This window comes from Methylomonas sp. HW2-6 (genome assembly GCF_052474525.1).
The window spans coordinates 92,844-112,418 of sequence record NZ_CP184122.1; the positions used below are offsets into that span (position 1 = coordinate 92,844).

The 19,575-nt window shown below is 47.0% G+C and carries 16 protein-coding genes and 4 pseudogenes; 12 read left to right on the top strand and 8 right to left on the bottom strand.

The window, feature by feature from the left end:
* Positions 1-50 precede the first annotated feature (50 nt).
* Positions 51-1,145 (top strand): hypothetical protein, encoded by a 1,095-nt coding sequence (locus tag ACH518_RS00505; RefSeq protein ID WP_157770386.1) that lies wholly within the window; start codon positions 51-53, stop codon positions 1,143-1,145.
* A 2,959-nt stretch (positions 1,146-4,104) separates the two neighbouring features.
* Here the strand turns inward: ACH518_RS00505 and ACH518_RS00510 are convergent.
* The 4 genes and pseudogenes from ACH518_RS00510 to ACH518_RS00525 all read right to left on the bottom strand — a co-directional run bounded on the left by ACH518_RS00510 (position 4,105) and on the right by ACH518_RS00525 (position 5,798).
* Positions 4,105-4,254 carry a hypothetical protein gene (locus ACH518_RS00510; protein ID WP_157198352.1) on the bottom strand — a complete coding sequence of 50 codons (150 nt, stop codon included), beginning with the start codon at positions 4,252-4,254 and terminating at the stop codon, positions 4,105-4,107.
* Positions 4,255-4,474: 220 nt separating this feature from the next.
* Positions 4,475-4,629 (bottom strand): annotated as a pseudogene (locus ACH518_RS00515) (IS5/IS1182 family transposase); the annotation flags it as partial.
* Between the two features lie 113 nt (positions 4,630-4,742).
* Positions 4,743-4,955: a hypothetical protein gene (locus ACH518_RS00520; protein WP_445369974.1), complete on the bottom strand. Its 213-nt coding sequence runs from the start codon at positions 4,953-4,955 to the stop codon at positions 4,743-4,745.
* A 186-nt stretch (positions 4,956-5,141) separates the two neighbouring features.
* The gene (locus ACH518_RS00525) at positions 5,142-5,798 is read right to left on the bottom strand and encodes an SOS response-associated peptidase (protein WP_445370122.1); all 657 of its coding nucleotides are present in this window, start codon (positions 5,796-5,798) and stop codon (positions 5,142-5,144) included.
* A gap of 87 nt (positions 5,799-5,885) precedes the next feature.
* Here ACH518_RS00525 and ACH518_RS00530 point away from each other — a divergent pair, with 87 nt between their 5' ends.
* From ACH518_RS00530 to ACH518_RS00555, 6 genes and pseudogenes are all read left to right on the top strand, one after another.
* Entirely contained in the window at positions 5,886-6,371 is a 486-nt protein-coding gene (locus tag ACH518_RS00530) for a LexA family protein (protein ID WP_096876934.1), read from the top strand.
* 26 nt (positions 6,372-6,397) lie between these two features.
* Positions 6,398-6,625 (top strand): annotated as a pseudogene (locus ACH518_RS00535) (Y-family DNA polymerase); the annotation flags it as partial.
* Positions 6,626-6,703: 78 nt separating this feature from the next.
* Positions 6,704-7,732, top strand: coding sequence for a tyrosine-type recombinase/integrase (locus ACH518_RS00540; RefSeq protein ID WP_096876916.1), 1,029 nt, complete (start codon positions 6,704-6,706; stop codon positions 7,730-7,732).
* Between the two features lie 6 nt (positions 7,733-7,738).
* Positions 7,739-9,922 carry a hypothetical protein gene (locus ACH518_RS00545; protein ID WP_445369975.1) on the top strand — a complete coding sequence of 728 codons (2,184 nt, stop codon included), beginning with the start codon at positions 7,739-7,741 and terminating at the stop codon, positions 9,920-9,922.
* A 50-nt stretch (positions 9,923-9,972) separates the two neighbouring features.
* Complete coding sequence (locus ACH518_RS00550; protein ID WP_445369476.1) at positions 9,973-11,283, top strand: Y-family DNA polymerase; 1,311 nt, start codon at positions 9,973-9,975, stop codon at positions 11,281-11,283.
* A 436-nt stretch (positions 11,284-11,719) separates the two neighbouring features.
* Positions 11,720-11,854 (top strand): annotated as a pseudogene (locus ACH518_RS00555) (TMEM175 family protein); the annotation flags it as partial.
* Between the two features lie 36 nt (positions 11,855-11,890).
* Here ACH518_RS00555 and ACH518_RS00560 read toward each other — a convergent pair.
* The gene (locus ACH518_RS00560) at positions 11,891-13,117 is read right to left on the bottom strand and encodes an IS256 family transposase (protein WP_445369976.1); all 1,227 of its coding nucleotides are present in this window, start codon (positions 13,115-13,117) and stop codon (positions 11,891-11,893) included.
* A gap of 36 nt (positions 13,118-13,153) precedes the next feature.
* Here ACH518_RS00560 and ACH518_RS00565 point away from each other — a divergent pair, with 36 nt between their 5' ends.
* Entirely contained in the window at positions 13,154-13,636 is a 483-nt protein-coding gene (locus ACH518_RS00565; RefSeq protein WP_445369977.1) for a TMEM175 family protein, read from the top strand.
* A gap of 278 nt (positions 13,637-13,914) precedes the next feature.
* Here the strand turns inward: ACH518_RS00565 and ACH518_RS00570 are convergent, their stop codons facing one another.
* Positions 13,915-14,790 carry a LysR family transcriptional regulator gene (locus tag ACH518_RS00570; protein WP_445369978.1) on the bottom strand — a complete coding sequence of 292 codons (876 nt, stop codon included), beginning with the start codon at positions 14,788-14,790 and terminating at the stop codon, positions 13,915-13,917.
* Between the two features lie 119 nt (positions 14,791-14,909).
* On the opposite strand from ACH518_RS00570, the gene ACH518_RS00575 reads away from it, so the two are divergent.
* The 4 genes and pseudogenes from ACH518_RS00575 to ACH518_RS00590 all read left to right on the top strand — a co-directional run.
* Positions 14,910-15,236 (top strand): EthD family reductase, encoded by a 327-nt coding sequence (locus tag ACH518_RS00575; RefSeq protein ID WP_205453080.1) that lies wholly within the window; start codon positions 14,910-14,912, stop codon positions 15,234-15,236.
* A 42-nt stretch (positions 15,237-15,278) separates the two neighbouring features.
* Complete coding sequence (locus ACH518_RS00580; RefSeq protein WP_445369979.1) at positions 15,279-15,884, top strand: hypothetical protein; 606 nt, start codon at positions 15,279-15,281, stop codon at positions 15,882-15,884.
* A 45-nt stretch (positions 15,885-15,929) separates the two neighbouring features.
* Entirely contained in the window at positions 15,930-16,823 is an 894-nt protein-coding gene (locus tag ACH518_RS00585) for an alpha/beta hydrolase family esterase (RefSeq protein ID WP_445369980.1), read from the top strand.
* Between the two features lie 356 nt (positions 16,824-17,179).
* Positions 17,180-18,220: pseudogene (locus tag ACH518_RS00590) on the top strand (Y-family DNA polymerase); the annotation flags it as partial.
* Between the two features lie 143 nt (positions 18,221-18,363).
* Here ACH518_RS00590 and ACH518_RS00595 read toward each other — a convergent pair.
* A complete protein-coding gene (locus ACH518_RS00595; RefSeq protein ID WP_445369981.1) occupies positions 18,364-18,864 on the bottom strand; it encodes a DUF6933 domain-containing protein in 501 nt (166 codons plus the stop codon).
* Positions 18,864-19,490, bottom strand: coding sequence for a plasmid pRiA4b ORF-3 family protein (locus ACH518_RS00600; RefSeq protein WP_445369982.1), 627 nt, complete (start codon positions 19,488-19,490; stop codon positions 18,864-18,866). The genes ACH518_RS00595 and ACH518_RS00600 overlap by 1 nt, the downstream gene beginning before the upstream one ends.
* Between the last annotated feature and the right edge of the window lie 85 nt (positions 19,491-19,575).

The window sequence follows — 19,575 nt, forward strand, 5'->3', positions numbered from 1 at the left end:
ATCATACTTGTTACTAGATATACCGTTTGAGACCTATATTGGAGTTATGAATGGCAGCTTCGCAATCTAAAATGGACAGTTTCCTTGCTAAGCGTGTTGCAGAGTCGAACCAACGACAAAAGGATTTATTCGACGCTGATAAAGAACAGGCAATTGATTTAGCGACGATGAATACAATAGTCAATGAAGCTACACCTATTCTGCCTGTTGAAAATCGAAAAAAAATAAAGGGGATCGGTAGAAAGTTAGTGAAGGCTGCTGATGCACGTTTACTAGAAGCAGAGCAATTAGGTTTATTCACTTCACTATCTGTTTCAGATACGAATGCCATCCCAACTCTTTTAGCGCGTTTACCAATTTTTGTTCCAATTCCAGCACGTTGTCAGCGCAACATGCTTGATAAAGATTTGGCATTCGCGTTTGAAACGCCATTTGGTCGGGGCAGACGTTTTGGACCACCAGTGACTATCGAGGACGAAGATGTTTTATTCGCAATGCTTCAGTTATCGGGTAGGCGCTTAATTGGGCAAGGATCAAAATTACCAGTTCCTCTTAACGATTCATCATGGCTAAACGATGAGCGGGGAAACCTGACTGTCCAAGTTATGATCGCAACAGTAGGACAGATCAACAAAGAACTTGGTATCAATGATTCGGGTCTGAATTACAAAGCAACTATTGAATCAATAAGAAGGCTTGCCCACGTCAGCATCGAACTGGAAACACGAAAAAAGGATTTATACCTTGGAGAAAGTTGGGATGGCCAAACGATCAGACTAGTCGATATTCAATGGCGTGCTTATGAAGAAGACGGGTTGATATTTGCTCAATTCTCACCGCTTATGGTTAAGTGGCTTAGGGAACAGGCAACCTTTCATAACTGGAAAATGCGCCGGAAGATATCCTCAGCAAACGGTAGGGCACTTTATCGTTTTCTTTGCACCCAAGGTAACTATTATAAAAAAGAACTTGAATACATAGCGGATGTGATCCATTGGCATGGCGATCGTTCCCGTTTACGGCCGCGTATGGAAGCAGTATTAAAGCAACTTCGTGACCAGTTTGATTGGTGCGATTTTGTCATACACGGCACAGGAAGAAGTGAACCTTTTGTTCTTGAATTTTCAAGGCGGCGGAAGAATTAAATGAACGAGTATTTAGTTTTTCCGACCTGAAGAGGATCTCTTTGTAAGAACTGCTCTAGTCATGAAATTTCTGAATCTGCCAAACGTTAATTCCCTCGTTAACTTCAAACAGAGCAGGGCATACGTTATATGTTTCAAAGCTACCGCGACCATCCATTCGGTATTCTCGGACTATTTTGAATGCACGTAGCAGATACTTCATTTATTCGTAATACTGAGTAAGAACGTTATCAACTCAAGAAGTGTCCGGCACCGGACAAAATTTTGACTTAAGAATTTCTTAAATTTCTACCCAATTTGACCTCGTCACCTGCCTTAAGGAAAGAGCACCCCTTGGCACTCCGGCTGCGACAGCCTGAGCACTACTGTGGGTTCTTGGCTTAAGACCCTAATCGCACGAGGAATCTCCGTACAATCTAATCCGCCATGTCTTACCCGTAGTGCATTGATTGCACCGACCAGATACGCGATTTCTCTCAAACTCATTTCACATACCTTAATTACGCTTGAGTTAGCCCATTCTCTTTGGCGACACAGGAATAATTCCTACGGATTTTTGGGTGGTGAAACACTGAAATGTCCGCTATACCAAGCCAGTTAGCTCAATTGTTTCTGGAACTGATACCAGCATTGATCTCGGATGCCCATGTCTGGCCCTAACGCGCTTTCCCAGTTCCTTGGACAGTTTATGTATCTGCAGCCCTTCCATACACACTATCGCGGCATATTAGCTGTCGCTTAAAGCAGTACCTATAAAGACAGCGGAAGCACTCTAATTGGCCTCAATTTTCACTTCTGCTTTAATCCACCGCGGTGGTCAAAGCTAAATTGACGCTGATGGCTAGTGGTACCGAGGGCAATCAATATAGAGTCCTGATTTTCGATCCTTGTATGGGTGAAAATCTTATCAACTAGAAGAGGTCGTTTGCCGATTTTGCTCAGTTGTTTTCTTCGTGTACTGAAACTACGGTGAACTAAAGGCTCGTTAAGTTTGGGTTAGCAGGCTGTTGAATTTATATCTTTGGTACTTTAGGGAGTCTATCCCTATTGGCACTCTTTGCAACAGTCAGCAATATTTAGTCATTTTTGCACTGCGCAAACGTCTATCAACCAGTTCTTCAACGGCGTGCTAATTAAGCATATCCTTCATGTAGCCCTACTACGGAGAAAGAAATTGAAATTTTATACTTCCTCGAGCTCTATTGAGTACGTAACTAGCTGATTTTAATTCACATACCAGTAAATTAAGCTCAATTGAATGGGTTAGAAAGTACCTTAATGTAGCGACACTACGGAGAGAAAGTAGAACTTGGGGCCAACGAAAATTCGATATCTCAAATTCCATCACTAGTAAAATCAATGGGTTAAAGGTTAATTCCTCACGAGAATAGCATTCATCAGAGGTTACCTGAGCTTGAATTTAGAAGATTCAATAATTCTTATGTGTAGCAATACTACGGAGATTTGATGTGATCCTTAGTTAAAATGTCCGGTGCCGGACAGAAGGTATCCTTATCAATTAAATCGTACCAACAAAAAATTGCGCGGTTAAGAGGATCAAACAGAACTAATTCGCAACGAATTCGTTCTCGCCCCAACACTACTTTTATGTCGTACTACTACGGAGTAAGCAGCTGATATCGCCTAATTTTGCGGCAAATTGTCTCTTGGAGGTTGAAGTTCCTAAAATTTAGCAGGGTACCGCTGAGTTGAAATTGGACATTTCTTTATGTAGTGCTACTACGGTAGTAAGAAAAGTAGAGGTTGCTGTGCGTTATTTACGAGTTCGACATAACGCTTATGGAGGCATACCAGGGTACACAGTCGTTATTACGGATTGGTGTCCGGTACCGGACATGGCACCAAAAGAAATATTAGATAAGTAGGGTATTGATCTTCATGTAGCATGACTACGGTAAATAATTGGCTAAACCCCTGTAAAAAACCCAAGGATACAAACGATCCTTAATGTCGTTATACTACGGAGAAAGCAATGGGTTTTGTAGACAATTGCTGCGTTAGGCAGGGCAGGGCAGGGCAGACATCCTAATGTTGTAAGACAATTGCAGTCAACCGTTTTAGTCTTAGGGACTTTCTAACAACCTCTGCTTTTAGCAGAAAAAGCAATATAACCTATTGATTTTATTCTGGTGTAATTAAGGTAGGTTTGATGTCGCGACACTACGGATGATTCTGGTCCCTAATTATTAAAGAATCCATGCGGAAACTAGAAATTAGTGGTTTCTTTATGCTTCTGGGATGGGATCACCTTAAATGTCGAATGCGGCGTTTAGCTTCATGTCGTTAGATTACGGAGTAAGAAATTAGCTGTAGAGCCATTAATTCATACTGCTCCGCAATATATTTCATGTCATCTTTGTGTTCTCCGAAATGGGTATCAAAGTCAACTCAAATTGGATTTAACGAAATTATTTTGGTTTTACCCGCCGATGACTGCGGCGGTACTTAGAAAGACTTAATTAATACTATAAAAAGACTATAATCTCAGTCCAACTGGTTTTCTTTATTTATTTCAGTGAGTTACCGTTTGAATTCGTTTATTTCATGTTACTTTAAAACGGAATAAACGGAGCGCTACTACGGTCTTGATGGTTAAAAAAAACGGGAATAGTGTTCGCAAACAACGAAATTAACGCAGTTTGAACACGGAATGTTGTGGATAACTATGATTGGCTGTTGATAACTGTTGCGCATTTCTCCGCTCCATGAGGAATTTGTATTGGAACTGAATCAATATCACAATAAATCGTTTGATAGGTTGCTGATCTGACAATAAGGGCTTGTGGTGCTCAGAGTTCAAGAACAAATGCTTTGCCTACTTCATTGTTATTTTCATTTTCTTATCGAGCCGTTCTGTGGATTTTTCAAACCAACGGTTCCCTATGTACGATGATGATCGGCAGTTTTCCCAAAGGCATCTTGCTAGATTACGATTACATTAATTAGTCGACTGCAGTTCGGGACTTCGCCAGGCTTCTAAGACAAATTCCACCAATTCGGTAACGCATAAGCGAATTAGCTGAAACCCTGCGATCAGCAGAATCGCCGCAGAAAACAGCACGGTCATAGTAACTAATAATATTTTCATCAGATCCTCCATCAAACCAGTCGTGTTGGCTGTGGGGGAGCATTGTTTCAGTTTTTATTGATATATCAAGTCGATATGGAGCAACAATCTGTTGCGTGACTTAGGCGATTTGGCACACTTCAATGGGTTGGCTAACAAACTTGATGTGAAATATTTTTGGGTAATGATCTGAGCAAGACGCAGCGTAACAAACTCTAACTAGTAGGTTGTCGATTTTCTAGGCACGCGTAACCCCTTTGAATCCTAATTTGTCCAGGTCGAGTTGTTCAACAAAGACATCAACGACCCGAATAGGATTGTCCGCGGCGAAAAGTCCAATTGCTCAGGAAATAGGGTTACCTAAGTTCGGTCTGTACTCTGAATGAAGCGCTTCATCTACACTCCCGGCTAATTGGCCGCGAGATTTTTTAATAAATCTCGCGATTCTACACAGCCTGGGTCGATAGCGACACAAACTCTGGAAAAAGTATTGCTCATTCTCGAGTCGTTTACAGAACGATATCCCCTTTATTGGTTTGTCCCTCTTGTAAGCGTTTTTGCATCTCGCTTTCCTTTTCGGCATCAAATATATCGATGGCAGTATTTAGCGGAACGATGTTTTTTAATACCAGATTACATAAACCAGAACGCAAGGCTACAAGCTTCACCAATCGCTCATCCTCAGGATGCTCTTTAGCTAAATTTTCGCTTTTGGTCTCCAAGGATGGATCTAGGCAAAAGTTTTTTGGTTTGTCTTCAGGCCAAAGCTTTTCATCACCCGCTGCAAAGGCCCCACTTCAGAATATCCACAGCGCCAATATTATTCTTTCCACGCCTATTACCTGCTTTTGACTTCTTTGATGAAAGTGTAGCGTCAACTGTGATTGACGCCAACATTGCGCGTTAGTCTAAATCGGTGCTATGCAACGCTCATCATCATGCCGAGGATTATTAACCCAATCGCCAACCGGTGTCGCAACCATGTGGGTGTAGGATGGTTTATCGAATAACCCATAGACATCGTCCGCATTTGCAGCTTTGTTTAGCCAGTCGTGATAATGCTCCGGCGAAATGATCACCGGCATCCGCTCATGAATCGATTGCATCAATGCGTTGGCAGCGGTGGTGATGATGGTGCATGAATACAAGGTTTCGGCTTCGTGCTGCCACTGTTCCCATAATCCAGCAAAGGCGAAGGGCTGAAGATCATCGCGGTGGATGTGAAACGCTTGTTTGCCGTTACGGCGTTCCCATTCGTAAAAGCCGTCTGCGGGTATCAAGCAGCGTCGATGTTTAAACGCACTGCGAAACGAGGGCTTTTCCCGTAGGCTCTCCATGCGGGCGTTGATCAGGTGCGAACTGTTTTTGCTGTCTTTCGCCCAGGAGGGCACCAATCCCCAAAACAGATTCACCGCCTTGCGCGAGCCATCATCGAGCTCGACGATGTTCAAAATCTTCCGGCTCGGCGCGATATTGTAGCTGGGCTGAAATCGAATCTGCCTCAACACCTGAAAATGCTCGGCCAAGGTTGCCGCGTCAGTGGTCAGGCTGTAGCGACCGCACATGACTGACACGCGAATAAAGAACAAATATAGAACAAATGCATTTTCGACGGTAGACTATGCAGCCCTAGAAGTTGCCATGGAGCGATGATGTCGAATCTGCCGTTACAGTTCAAGTTGAAGCGTCGCGCGTTTGCTGGGTTGCATCTGGACCAACCTGCCATCTTGACGCCTAAGCGGCCACTGTCTGCATGCCGTTTGCCATTATTCGCCAGCAAAGTCTCTGCGGGCTTCCCGTCGCCGGCAGCGGATTATGTCGACAAAACCCTTGATCTGAACGAACTGCTGGTGCAAAAACCGGCAGCCACTTTTTTTGTCCGTGCTCAAGGCGATTCGATGCTGGGGGCCGGCATCCATCCCAACGACATTCTGGTGGTGGATCGCTCGATAGAGCCGGTTTCAGGCAAAATCGTGATCTGCGCGTTGAATGGCGAGCTGACGGTCAAACGCTTGGTATTGGAAGACGAGCAATGGAAACTGCGCGCTGAAAATCCGGCCTATCCCGATTTTCCACTCCACGACGACCTGGAGCTGGTGGTTTGGGGTGTGGTGACCAACGTCATTCATGCCGTGTGACGGAGTTCGTTACCCCACCAGCCAAGCTGATCGGCCTGGTCGATTGCAACAATTTTTACGTCAGCTGTGAACGGGTGTTTCGGCCCGATCTGATCGGCAAACCGGTGGCCGTACTCAGTAACAACGATGGCTGCATCGTTGCCCGCAGCAATGAAGTCAAAGCGCTGGGTATCAAAATGGGCGTACCGCTGTTTCAGGTGCGGCAGTTGGTGGATCAGCATCAGATCCAGCTATTCTCGTCCAATTACACGCTGTAGTAAGTTATTTGGAATCAAAATTATTGGTGCCATAATCTGGTGAACAGATTTAGTTCCGAGTGGAGTTACACGTTCATGACTAATCTCGTTTGGGAACGTTACCCCTTTCTTTCTGAAAACCCGTACGGTAGATCATGGCTGGTTCTGCTGGGTAACTTGGGACGTGCCGACGCAACGCTCGACGCCTATGCGCGCGCACTCAGCAATTACTTTAGATTTTGCCAAGGCTTGGGAGTGGAAGCCGAAAAAGCCACGCTGGAGCACGTCTCCCTTTATGTTCGGTATCTGGGTGGCGATGCTCAGGATGGAAAAACGTCATACCGCCACTCGAATGCTACGATGCAGCAGTACCTTACGGCAGTTCGCCTGTGGTATGACCATTTGGTTTACCAAGATATTCGGGACTTTAATCCAGTCCCTCGTGGCACTTATCTGAATCGAAATAGCGACTACCATCCTGGATTTGCGCACGGCTTGATTCGGCGACTTAAACTACTACCTGCTATTCCCTCGGAAGAGGATTGGAAAAAACTCATCGAAGCGGTTACTCAGGAATCTCTTCGAAATAGATTGATGTTCGCGCTAGCTTATTATGGCGCTTTGCGGCGTGAAGAATTGGTGAACTTGCGTGTCACCGATTTCGATTTTGCTCATCGCCTCATTCGTATTCGACCCGAAACCACAAAGAGCAGTACACCTCGAACAGTCTGTTATGCCGCTACTGCTGGAAATGCATTGAGCGAATATTTGGTTTATCGTCATCGGATCAATCAGCAAGCCGGATTAGTATTTTTCTCCGAATCACGCCGCAACGCTGGTCAGCCAATTTCGAAATGGACCTGGAGCAAGATTGTCGAAGGCTTGGCAAAACAGGCCGGTGTCGAGGGCTTTAGTACGCATAGCTTGCGCCATCTGCGTTTGACTCACCTCGCACAAGCTGGCTGGAAACTGCATGAGCTGAGTGCCTATGCGGGACACCGCAACCCGCAAACGACATTGATGTACCTTCATCTTTCCGGCGCAGACCTACTAAACCGGATGACTGAGGCCATCCGTTATGCCGATGCCAAAATCGACGCGGCTTTATTTGCGAAGATGGAGTAATGCCCTATGGCTCAATTAGATTCTGTAAGTGCGAAGAATTGGCAATGGCCTCTTGATTTGGCTCAGTATGATCGAAGTCCATATCTATCGGAAACTGAAGAATGTTCATTGGTCAGTTGGAGTAATACCATGAGGGTTAGAGCTGCTGTGCCAAGGCTTTATTTGCCGCTACGGGATGTGGCGGCTTTGAGTTCGAAGCAAAGCCTGCTAGAAAGGCACGCCAAAGCTCAGACCGCCATCCTGCAAGAGATTCAGCGAACTCAGCAGCCCTACTGGGCTTGGAGTCAGCAGGCTTGGATTGATTTAGTCCGCCACCCATTAATCCACTCAAGCGCACGACTTTTCATCACTGCGAATGCTTATCTTCTTTGCGATTTCCGCCTCGTCCATTGCATTGGCCCTATATTTTATTTATCCGGTCTTGGGCGATTGATTTTCGGAGAAGAACTTTTCGAACGCGAATGTGGGCGTTTACATCAGGCTTTACAGAAAATTGGGTATGGCAAAGTTAATCTGCAACAGAATTTTCCATCCATCCTGGCAGCGGTAATGCTGGAAAACCGCAACCCCTACCTAGAAAGTTTCGATACCGAACTCTTGGAACGCACCCGTGAAAAGTACAGCGCCCAAGCTCACGGTATCGGCAAGCTCTCCCACGGGTTGGCCGCACTGGGAATCCTGCCCGAGCCACTCCGGATGCGCAATTATGTCTCATGGAAGGAAAAAAGCGGTGGTGGTATTGCGCCGCAATGGGTCGATTATTGCCGGCGATGGCGGGAAACATCGACCTTGCAACCTAAAACACGGGAGTCTAACTACAGCTATATTCTGCGTGCTGGCCTGTGGCTAGCCCAAATTCATCCAGAAATCACCAGTCCGGCGGATTGGACGGTCGAAACCTGTGCTGATTTTCTCGCAGCCCTAAATCGGCTCAAGGTTGGCGAATGGCAGCTTCATTCGTTCGACTATACTGGGCGAGTTAATCTAGGAACGCCGCTTGGCGCTAATTCCAAACGCTCCGTACTGTATGCCATGCGGCGTTTCTTCCGTGACATTCAACATTGGGGCTGGGTCCGGCTGAAGTTTAATCCGTATTATCATTTGGCCACACCGAATTCAATCTTGAGATTATGCGGCCCCAATCCGCGAGCCATAGACGACAATTTTTGGCTCAAATTGGTATGGGCCAGCCTCAATCTTGAAGCGAACGATAAACTGAGTGAGATTTGGTATCCCTTAGAAATGTTGCGGGCGATCAGCGTCGTATGGACTCATGCCGGACTGCGGCAGAACGAAATCATCCGCCTTCGCGTCGGCTGTGCGCGAGCCCAAAATGATCCCATTATTGATGAAACGACCGGCACAACAATTGCCGCCGGTACATTATGCTATTTAGATGTGCCGGCCGGCAAAACCTTCACCGCCTTCGCAAAACCGGTGAGTGCAATCGTCCGGCAGTTTATCACTGAATGGGAAGCAATTCGGCCTGAACAAGGTTTCTTAATCGATCCCAAGACAGGTGAACGCGTACGGTTTTTGTTTCAGTACCGTGGCAAGACGATTGGACACTCGGCAATCAATGATACGATCATCCCGATGTTATGCGCCAAAGCCGGATTGCCTGTAGAGGACAGCAGAGGCAAAATCAGCAGCCACAGGGGACGGGCCTCGGCTGTCACTGCCTTAGCTAGCGTACCTCAAGGGATGTCCCTATTTGATTTGATGCGATGGTCAGGCCATCGCAGTCCAAAATCTACTTTGTACTATATTCGCACGAAACCTACGCAGTTAGCCGGCGCTTTTGCGAAAGCTGATCAGATGTCACACCTAATCGAAGTACTTATCGACCATACAGCCGTGGTCAGTGGAGCCGCAGCCAAGGGTGAGCCTTACCGATATTATGATTTAGGCTCCTCTTATTGCTCAAACCCCTTCTGGAGTACCTGCCCACACCGTATGGCCTGCGCTGGCTGCGACTTCAATATACCCAAGGATTCGGTCAAGGGTGAAGCACTGGCGGCCAAAGCGTTTTTGCACCGTTATCTTGAGGAGGTGCCATTAACGCCCGAGGAACAACAGATCGTCAAGGGTGACCTTCAGAAGCTGGAAGCCATGCTGGACAAGCTAAAAAATGTTCCAACCCTGGATGGCAGAACGCCGCAGCAAATTCATGGGAATGAAGTTCCCTAATAAATTAGAACAAAAAGTATACTTTGGCGCCACTTAAAAAGCTTATTCATATGTCCGACCCACGCAATTCCCTTTCTGCACTGCCGCCGCGACCCCTGATTGCCTTAGTGGACTGCAACTCATTTTATGTCAGTTGCGAGTGCGTATTCCGTCCGGATTTATGGGATAAGCCGGTAGGCGTACTCAGCAATAACGATGGTTGCTTTATCGCTAGGAACAAGGCTTTAAAATCCCTCGGTGTCAAAATGGGGGTGCCGCTTTATCAAGTGGCCGACTTGGTTAAAAAACATGATGTCCATCTATTTTCATCAAATTTCGCGTTATATGGCGACATGTCATCCAGAGTGATGTCATTATTAGAGACATTTTCACCGAGCACCGAAATTTATTCGATTGACGAGGCATTCTTAGATTTGACCGGGATTTGTCAGCAAGACCCTATCGGTTATGGTCTCACTATTAAACAATCGATCCAGAAAAATACCGGCATCCCAGTTTGCGTCGGAATGGGGCCGACTAAAACGTTGGCGAAACTGGCAAATTTTGCCGCTAAAAAATGGCCTAAAACCAACGGTGTTGTGGATTTGTCCTGCCCTCAACGGCGGGAGCGGTTAATGCGCCTGTTACCGGTCAATGAAGTCTGGGGTATCGGTTCAAGCCTAAGCCAGCAGCTCTCGCAACTCGGCATTCACACCGTCTGGACTTTGGCGCAGCAGCCCGTTCAACGAATGCAGTCGCAGTTTAGTGTTGTTTTGGCTCGAACGATCATGGAATTAAATGGCATTTCCTGCCTGGAGCTTGCAGAAATAGCGCAGGACAAACAAGAATTCATGTGTTCCCGAAGTTTTAAGCGGCCTTTAGAAAATTTGAAGGAATTATCGGAAGCTTTAGCCGAGTTCTGCAGCCGGGCAGCGGAAAAGCTCAGAGCACAGGATTCGACAGCAGATCGTTTAACCGTGTTTATCAGGACTAACCCGTTTAATCCACAAGAACCTCAATATCAACGTTCAGCAACTTTGAAATTGGCAATAGGCACGCAAGATACACGCAGGTTGATCAATGTTGCCAAGCAGTTGTTGCAGGGTATTTACAAGGAGGGTTACCGTTACCAGAAATGCGGAATCCAATTAAGTGGCCTTTACCCCAATACCATGCCTGGTCAGACGGATTTGTTTGCCAACCCAAAATCTTCAAAGGAGCGAGAGTTAATGGCCTGCTTCGATAAAATCAACCATCGGTTTCCTAAGTCCATATCTATAGCCGCCACAGGATTAAACAAAAGCTGGCAGTTCCAGCCCGAACGCATGTCAAAACGCTATACAACCCAGTGGGATGAGTTGGCGATTGTAAAATGCAGCTAGCTAATCATTACTCAGAGTGGGCAAAAAGATACCTGATGTGCTTACAGGATGGGTAGTGAAAGGGAAGCAACGACCCAAACTTGACGGTCGCACTTCTCCAAACCAGTCAGTCAGCTAAATCCAGCGCCTGGGAACTGGAGATCTACAAAGCGGTCATTGGCGACCGCATCCAACGGCCAATTTTGCGACATCCACATATAGAGGGTGCCTGCCAATATCGAGCCCTCGCCATTTCGGCAAACACAGAGTGAGAAATCAATAAACACCTTTCACTCGGTTTTACTTACAGCCATTTTTTGCGGGACAAGTGATTACTGAAGGTGAACATGATAGCGATTATGTAAGAACCCAATTGAATTTTGTATTTTAAAAAACTGTGCGTAACCATAGGCTGTAATAATAGCTACCCATCACTAAAACGTTAACGAGGTAAGACATGGGTAAAGGTCGGCTGGAGGCATTCAGTGATGGGGTACTGGCCATCATTATCACCATCATGGTATTGGAATTGAAAGTACCCCATTCTGCGGACATCAATTCGCTGATTCCTTTGATTCCTGTGCTTTTAAGCTGAGGGTGTCCTGAATTTTGTGTAAACGGGATTTAATTAACGATTGGGCATCCTGTCTTCAAACTGAATGCTAAACCGATTCAAAGCCGCTTTCCAGTCATGCAACGGCATGGTCCATTTTTGACTGATATTCATCAGGGCCAAGTAGAACAATTTCGACAAGGCTTCATCACTGGGAAATGAGCCGCGATTCTTGGTGATTTTCCGCAAACTCATGTTCACCGACTCGATCGCATTCGTCGTGTAAATGATGCGGCGTATCTCGGGCGGATAGTCGAAGAAGGGAATGATCCTATCCCAATTACGTCGCCAAATTTGAGCAATTGGCGGGTAGGCCTCGTTCCACTGCGCCTCGAACTCAGCCAGCCTTTGCTCAGCTTCAACGACGGTAGCTGATTGGTATATTCGCTTGAGATCGTCGGCGATCTGTTTACGCATCTTCCAACTGACATAGTTCAGGCTGTTGCGGACCAAGTGGACGATACACAGTTGGACGGCAGCCTGTGGATAGACGGCTTCAATCGCTTCAGGAAAGCCTTTCAATCCGTCGACACAGGCGATGAAGATGTCTTGCACGCCGCGATTCTTGAGGTCGGTGACGACCTGTAACCAGAACTTGGCGCCTTCGGTTTGGGCGATCCACAAGCCCAGCACTTCCTTTTCGCCGCTCATGTTGATGCCAATCGCCAGATAAACGGCCTTGACTCGCACCGCGCCGGTATCGCGGACTTTGACGTGGATACAATCGAGATAAACGATGGGGTAAACCGGATCAAGCGGCCGCAATTGCCAGGCTTTCACTTCCTCCATCACGGCGTCCGTCACTGAGGAAATCAAGCTCGACGACACTTCAGTGCCATACAGCTCTTCCAGATGGCTCTGGATTTCCCTGACGGTCAGACCTCGGGCATAGAGTGAAATGATCTTGTCATCAAAGCCCGTCCAGCGGGATTGGTGTTTGCCAATGATTTGCGGCTCGAACTGCCCATGGCGATCACGGGGAATCTCGATCGGCAACTCGCCAAAGTCACCTTTCAGGGTTTTTCGGCTCTTGCCATTGCGGGTATTACCGGTGGCGTTGCAGACTGACCCATGTTTGGCATGGCCTAAATGTTCAGTCATTTCGGCCTCTAAGGCCCGCTCGACCAAGGCCTTGGTCAGTTGTTTCAACAAGCCGTTTGCGCCTAGCAGGTCTTCGGGTTTTTGATAGCCTGAAAGCAAGGCATCGATCAAGTCAGTTGGGATAGATTTAGTTTCGGTCATGGTTACTCCTCAAAGTAAGGGCAGTGTCCTGCCTAAATGACCGTTTACACAAAAATTCTTACACCCTCTTTAAGCTATGTGTTGAGCTTCGTCTATGTAGGCATTTACTGGAATAACCATCACCATTTACTGCAAACATGCCAAAAAGTCACTGGTTCGATACTGTGGGCAAACCTGCATTTATTGTTCTGGTTATCGTTATTTCCTTTCACAACTGCCTGGATGGGGGAAAATCACTTTGCGGCTATACCAACGATGGCTTACGGAGTGGTTCTATTGATGGCAGCAATCGCTTACATATTAATACAATACCTCATCATCGTTTCACAAGGGGCAAATTCGCTATTAAAAAGAGCTGTCGGTAGCGACTGGAAGGGTAAATCCTCACCATTGATTTACTTAATAGCGACACTAAGCACGTTTTGGTCGCCATGGTTAGCTCAAGGGCTTTATGTGCTGGTCGCATTGCTATGGTTAGTGCCAGATCGACGTATTGAGAACGTGATGTCTGAATATTAAAAGGATTTTTGATTTGCCAAGCAAATGACCAAATAAAACTGGGCTTTTCGTTGTAACCTTAACAATAAATTGAGTTGGTGAAGGTCTGCTCAAGCCTATTTGAAGGTCAGCTATTGAGAAACATGTATGGCGGCTTTCTGGCCGATTGGTTCAGCACCAATTAAAGCAATGGCTTGCGCGTCAATTTTTCTTGAAAATCTGCAATAATCAGAGGTTTCCTAACCCCTTTAAACGCCATAATCGGACTTTTGATTTAGTTTTGCCTAACCTGTGATTTTTTAAAAACCTATCCGCAGACTTTTCAATACTTCTGCCACTTCGGGTTTTGCGGCCGATGTGGGCGGGAATATAGCGCAGATGGTGCGACGAATTTCCGGATCTGACAGATAACGAACTCGAATCTGATCTGCATTTTTGGTGATGGTGAATTCCGGCATTAGCGCAACACCGATTCCGGCGCGTACCATACTCAGTATCCACTCTTCGCTATTACTTCTATAGGCAGCATAAAGATTGACCTGCCGCCCCTGGCACACACTCCTCAGTGTTTCACGCAATTCACAGTTCAGGCGATCCAAGTAAGGTTCAGCTTGTATGGTCGCTAAATCAATTTGTTGCATTTGATTGAAACGGTGTTTGTCGTTGAAGACAACGACATAGCGTTCTTCGTAAAGCTCTAAAGACTGGTAATGCTCTGCCAGTAAGGATGTTGGTGCACTGATAACTAAATCCAGGCCCTCTTCATCAAGTTGATTCAATAGATTGCATTCACTGTCGACGACTAATTCCAGTTCTACATGGGGTCGTTCTTGCTGAAAGTCAGTGAAGAATGGACTTAAATGGTGTGCGGCAATTGTCGTCATCACGCCGATGCGAAGTGGCACAGTATTTAAGCGGCTGAAACGCACAGCCTCAGCTTTGACAGCTTGCGTCTTGCGCACTATTTCACGTATAGAAGGTTCGACCAAACGTCCTAAGGCCGTCAACCGACATCCGCTGCGGTCTCGGCTAAATAGCTCACCGCCAAGTTCATCTTCCAATTTCTTAATTGCTTGCGTCAGGGAGGGTTGGGCCACATAGGTTGCTTGTGCAGCGCGAGTGAATGAGCCTTTATCGCAGACGGCCAGAAAATAGCGAATTTGTTGCATTTCCACAGCTTGTCTCCTTTCTTGAATAGGAAAAACCTATTATTTCATAGAAAATTGGTATTTTACAATTAACATAACTCATTATTTAATATAAACACCAAGTCACCTAAATATTCAATATTCCTATGAAAACAGCAAAATTAATCGTAATGTACCCTACACCAACAGATTTAAAAACTTTTGAACGTCGTTATGCTGATGAGCATGTGCCGATGGCTGTCGAAAAGCTGGCCGGCAAAACACGATTTGTCGCCTCATTGATTCTTTCCAATGCAGACAAATCTGCAGCGCAGTTTCATCGGATTGCCGAGGTTTATTTTCCATCCCTCGCCGAATTAGAGGCTTGTCTGAATTCACCAGGCGGCCAAGAAACAGCTCAGCATGCCGTTGAGATTTCTAGCGGTGGTGAGCCGTTGTTTCTGATCTCCGAGGTGGAAACCTTTGATTTCTAATCCGACCATCGGATTTAACATAATCACTGTGGAGGCAAATCAATGCCTAACTCTATCAACAAACTAAAAACGGCGGCTTATAAGCGCATTAGGTGGATGGGTCTGCTGCCTGTTGTCTTTTGGGTCGGATTAATGCCAACTATTGCCCAAGCGCATCGAGGTGCGCCTGACGAGGCCGATGCTTGCGTTACGAGGGTTGGTTTTGAACGAGTCCATTTCACGGCCTATACCCCGACTCTGTCAGGGGATCGGGAATATTGCAGCATCATTCCCGAAATCGGCCCAACTAATTTGGTGTTCGACTACGAAGGTAAAAGTCTGCGCAATGTCAGCGTGGAATTCGAAATCACCAAAGAACCTGAAGGGCAAAGGGTTTTTTATCAGCAGCCGAAAAAAGTTAAAAACGGTACTTTCGATAGTACGGTCGATTTTAGTCAATATGGTGCTGGTAATTATTTGGCACACATCGCTATTGTCGACAAGGATAAGCGTCTTGATACTCATATTCCGTTCTCTGTTGGCCTGGAATCGGTTCCGGGAAAAGGCTATATGCTGCAGATTGTGATGATCGGAAGCTTGTTGTTGCTGGCTTTTATAGTAATGAAGTTGGCGAATAAGGAAGCGCCCAATCACTCACCTGGGGCATGAGCGAATGGTACAGGCGAGTCAAACGTACTTAGGGGGAATATGACTATGAATATGGCTCAATTAAAGGTTTTTCTTTTAAGAACCAATTCTTGGCAGAAAGTGCTATTCGGGTTACCGATATTAGTAATGGTTGTCATGCTTTTGATGGATCATAGCGGCGACTCGGTAGAATTGGGGCAGGCCGTGTATCGACCTGAGATGCTGCAACGTCATTGCAAAGCTGATCAACTCAGTGGAGCCGCTGGAGAGACTTATGGTGAAGAAACCGAAAATGGCATCAAATACAATGTCCGCACACCAGCCAATTATGATGCATCCGTTGCCCACCCACTATTACTGGTATTTTCTCCGGCCGGATCGAATCGGGCTAAAACCGAAAAAACAACTGGGTTCACTTTTCCTGCTACCCAAGCCGGTTTCATCGTAGCCTATGCGGATCACCCGGAATTATCGCCCAGCACTACCGTAGAATTAGGCACCATTCCCAGTTTAATGGCCAAAAAGTGGTGTATTGATGAAAAACAGGTCTATGTTACGGGACATTCCGATGGAGGGACTTCGGCAATGGCATTAGCGTTTATGACTGGCACACGACACATCCCACGTGCAATTGCGCCGAGCGCAGCAGGGGTTGCGTATGATGATTTACGCGACCGCAAATGCCCCGAGCCCTTGCCGGTTATGATCATGCACAGCAGCAAGGATCGCCTGTTTCCTGGTTATGGTCAGCAAGCGGTGGGTTGGTGGGCAGCTTGTAATAAATGTGATCCTATTCCGGATAAAATCGCAAATGGTTGCTCCTCTTATTCAGGGTGTGCCGGGGGCGTAAAAACGTTGTACTGTGAAGGTGATCAAATCCATTCACATTGGCCCGAGCGAAGTCAGGATATTGTCGAGTTTTTTGTGTCAGCGACTCAAGTTAGCCCACTGGCAAAGTGAAATTGGCTCTATATGAATCGTAATGGGTGCAAAGGTAAACCCGAAAGCAAACGGTCACCCGGATTCCTCTCGGGTCTGCCTGCTCCTTTTAGTGGCTGAACAGTTGGTTGACAACCGACCTGGACGTATTGAGCCAGGAGCCATCAAACGACGACCCAAAACGAAGCCGAATACCGGACAGCCGATTGGGTTACATGGTGCCTTAATTATTAAAATGGGATAGCTACTCCGAGCGACGGGTTTTGGCCGATTCTGTTGAAAAGTCGGTTTTGTTAAAATTTTAACCAATTTTGCCGTTCGTCAAAATGATAACTGTTTGTTTTCAAAAATAGCTTGCTTTTTAATTCCACATAAATGCCGATATGTCGGCACGGGTGATGTCGATTCTGGAAACCTTCGCGCCGACAGTGGAAGTCTATTCCATCGACGAAGCCTTTCTCGATTTCACCGAGTTGTACCCTTGTCGTCAAGACCCCATTACCTACGCCAAACAGATTAAACAAACCGTCCAGCGTCAGGTCGGGATTCCGGTCTGCGTCGGCCTGGGTCCGACTAAGACCTTGGCCAAACTCGCCAACTTTGCCGCCAAAAAATGGCCACAAACCGGCGGCGTGCTGAATCTGTCCGATCTGCTCAGACGGGAAAAACTGATGAAGATCGTGCCGATCGATGAAGTCTGGGGCATTGGTCGCCAGTTATCCAAACAACTCAATCAGCTGGGCATAAGCACGGTTTGGGATTTAGCCCGGCAATCACCGCGGGAAATGCAACAACGATTCAGCGTGGTCCTGGCCCGAACCATGATGGAACTCAACGGCATAAGCTGTCTGGATTTGGAAGAAATCGCCCCCAACAAACAGCAAATCGTCTGCTCGCGCAGCTTCAGCCGCAAACTGACCACGCTGCAAGAACTCAGTCCGGCGATGGCCGAATTTGCTTGCCGTGCCACCGAAAAACTCCGCCAGCAACACTCGGTGACCGGCTATGTCACTGCCTTTATTCGCACCAATCCTTTCGCCGAACACGAACCGCAATACCAGCGTGCCGCCAGTCAAAAACTCCAATTCCCCAGCCAGGACAGCCGCATCATTACCGGCATCGTGCAACAATTGCTCAAGGAGATTTACCGCACCGGCTATAGCTATCAAAAATGCGGGGTACAGCTCAGCCAGATTCAACCGCAAACCGCGCCGGAACAATTTGATTTATTCGGCAACAACCAAACCCAGGAAAGCCCTCAGCTGATGCAAGCCGTGGATCAGATCAATCGCCGGTTTCCTAAAGGCATTGCCATTGCCAGCACGCGGATCGATCAAACCTGGAAGCCCAAGGCGGAGAGGATTTCACAGCGCTATACGACGAATTGGCGGGATTTAGCTACGGTGAATTGCCGCTAGCAAATCAATTTAACCTGAATGGGTGATACTGTATTGCCAACTCCCCGCTATAAGGTGTTTGATCGAACTGTATACCCGCGCGACGTTCAAAGCGGCTAAGAGGTCGCGGCTCGGACTGATTCACCACTGATGTTGCGGACGCTCTAGGCCGACAAATCATGAACTTCGTTGATGGCGCTGGAGGAAATCATGCCCATAACGACGCGATTCATTTTTTTGATAATTTCCGGCAAACGGGGGCTGTGAATGCCTTCATCTTCCAGGTGGCACAGGTAGAAAAAGGCCAGCTCGTTTAACGAGCCCAGCACTCGTCTGCTGTTGGTGTTGGCAAACCTGACTTCGGCAAAGTCGGTCATCAGATTTTGAATAAAGGTCTGCTCGAAACCTTCCGCGGCCAATACGCAATGCAGATAGGATTTAAACAGTTGGATCAGTTGGGTAGCGTCAAGCTGGGGTACATCGGCAATCAAGAAATTGAAAAGCGTTTGGTCGTTGGCTACCAACAGACAGGGGCGACCGTCGATCTCGATTAGATTGAGGTGCCACGAGCAGAAATTAGAGGTTTCGACACTCGCATCGACCAGGTCGGTTTTTTTCAGCTTGAGTGCAGTTTGCAGCTTTTTGGTACAGCGTAAAACCAGCATTATTTGCCGCCCCAACGGTTAAACAAGATACGCATGATCGCTGCGTTGGCCAATCGCCGGTCAAATCTCTCAGGGTCGAAATCGCCGTCTGCCCATTCGAGCAAATGGGCGGCTTCTTCAGAATTCGGTTCCTCCTGCAGGACTTCCAGAAAATCGGCATAACCCTCCGGGCCGCCGACATCTTCCGGAGGACCAGAGCGTGCGCCATCCAATACCCAGGCGCCGCCTTTGGGATCGTTGTCTAAGTCGTTGCGAATCTCCTCGACGGTCACCAGGTGTTCCCAGTTATCACCCAAATCGTAGCGATAGAGCATAGTGTCACCGGTAGCCAGCAAGCGATTCAAATAGGCTTTGCGCTCGTCCAGCATATCGAGCTCATCGCCTGGGTCCGGCAGGGCATAAATCTGGTCTCGAATTTTAAACTGATGCAGGTGATAGTCGCTCCAGCCAAAGGCGGCCTGAATAAAGTGGTGTAACTTCGCCAAACTGATACGGCCATCGACTTCCAACCTTCGCCAGATCGGTGGGCGAATTTCATTAGGCCTAAGCTCGATATGCAGCGTGTACAAGCATGGTTGACTGGTACTGTTGGTGTGTTTCTTACGAACGGGCTTTTGCTCGACCATGTCGAATCTCGATATATTAATGCGCTGTAGTTTAACCCTACGGCAACCGAATTCGAATCGACAATATTGATCGCGCGTTTTGATA

Bases quoted from the DNA above. Each gene is read 5' to 3' on its own strand.
- ACH518_RS00530 (WP_096876934.1), top strand. From the start codon at position 5,886: ATGTCGAATCTGCCGTTACAGTTCAAGTTGAAGCGTCGCGCGTTTGCT.
- ACH518_RS00560 (WP_445369976.1), bottom strand. From the start codon at position 13,117: ATGACCGAAACTAAATCTATCCCAACTGACTTGATCGATGCCTTGCTT.
- ACH518_RS00505 (WP_157770386.1), top strand. From the start codon at position 51: ATGGCAGCTTCGCAATCTAAAATGGACAGTTTCCTTGCTAAGCGTGTT.
- ACH518_RS00550 (WP_445369476.1), top strand. From the start codon at position 9,973: ATGTCCGACCCACGCAATTCCCTTTCTGCACTGCCGCCGCGACCCCTG.
- ACH518_RS00595 (WP_445369981.1), bottom strand. From the start codon at position 18,864: ATGCTGGTTTTACGCTGTACCAAAAAGCTGCAAACTGCACTCAAGCTG.
- ACH518_RS00600 (WP_445369982.1), bottom strand. From the start codon at position 19,490: ATGGTCGAGCAAAAGCCCGTTCGTAAGAAACACACCAACAGTACCAGT.
- ACH518_RS00575 (WP_205453080.1), top strand. From the start codon at position 14,910: ATGAAAACAGCAAAATTAATCGTAATGTACCCTACACCAACAGATTTA.
- ACH518_RS00565 (WP_445369977.1), top strand. From the start codon at position 13,154: ATGACCGTTTACACAAAAATTCTTACACCCTCTTTAAGCTATGTGTTG.
- ACH518_RS00580 (WP_445369979.1), top strand. From the start codon at position 15,279: ATGCCTAACTCTATCAACAAACTAAAAACGGCGGCTTATAAGCGCATT.
- ACH518_RS00545 (WP_445369975.1), top strand. From the start codon at position 7,739: ATGGCTCAATTAGATTCTGTAAGTGCGAAGAATTGGCAATGGCCTCTT.
- ACH518_RS00510 (WP_157198352.1), bottom strand. From the start codon at position 4,254: ATGAAAATATTATTAGTTACTATGACCGTGCTGTTTTCTGCGGCGATT.
- ACH518_RS00540 (WP_096876916.1), top strand. From the start codon at position 6,704: ATGACTAATCTCGTTTGGGAACGTTACCCCTTTCTTTCTGAAAACCCG.
- ACH518_RS00525 (WP_445370122.1), bottom strand. From the start codon at position 5,798: ATGTGCGGTCGCTACAGCCTGACCACTGACGCGGCAACCTTGGCCGAG.
- ACH518_RS00585 (WP_445369980.1), top strand. From the start codon at position 15,930: ATGAATATGGCTCAATTAAAGGTTTTTCTTTTAAGAACCAATTCTTGG.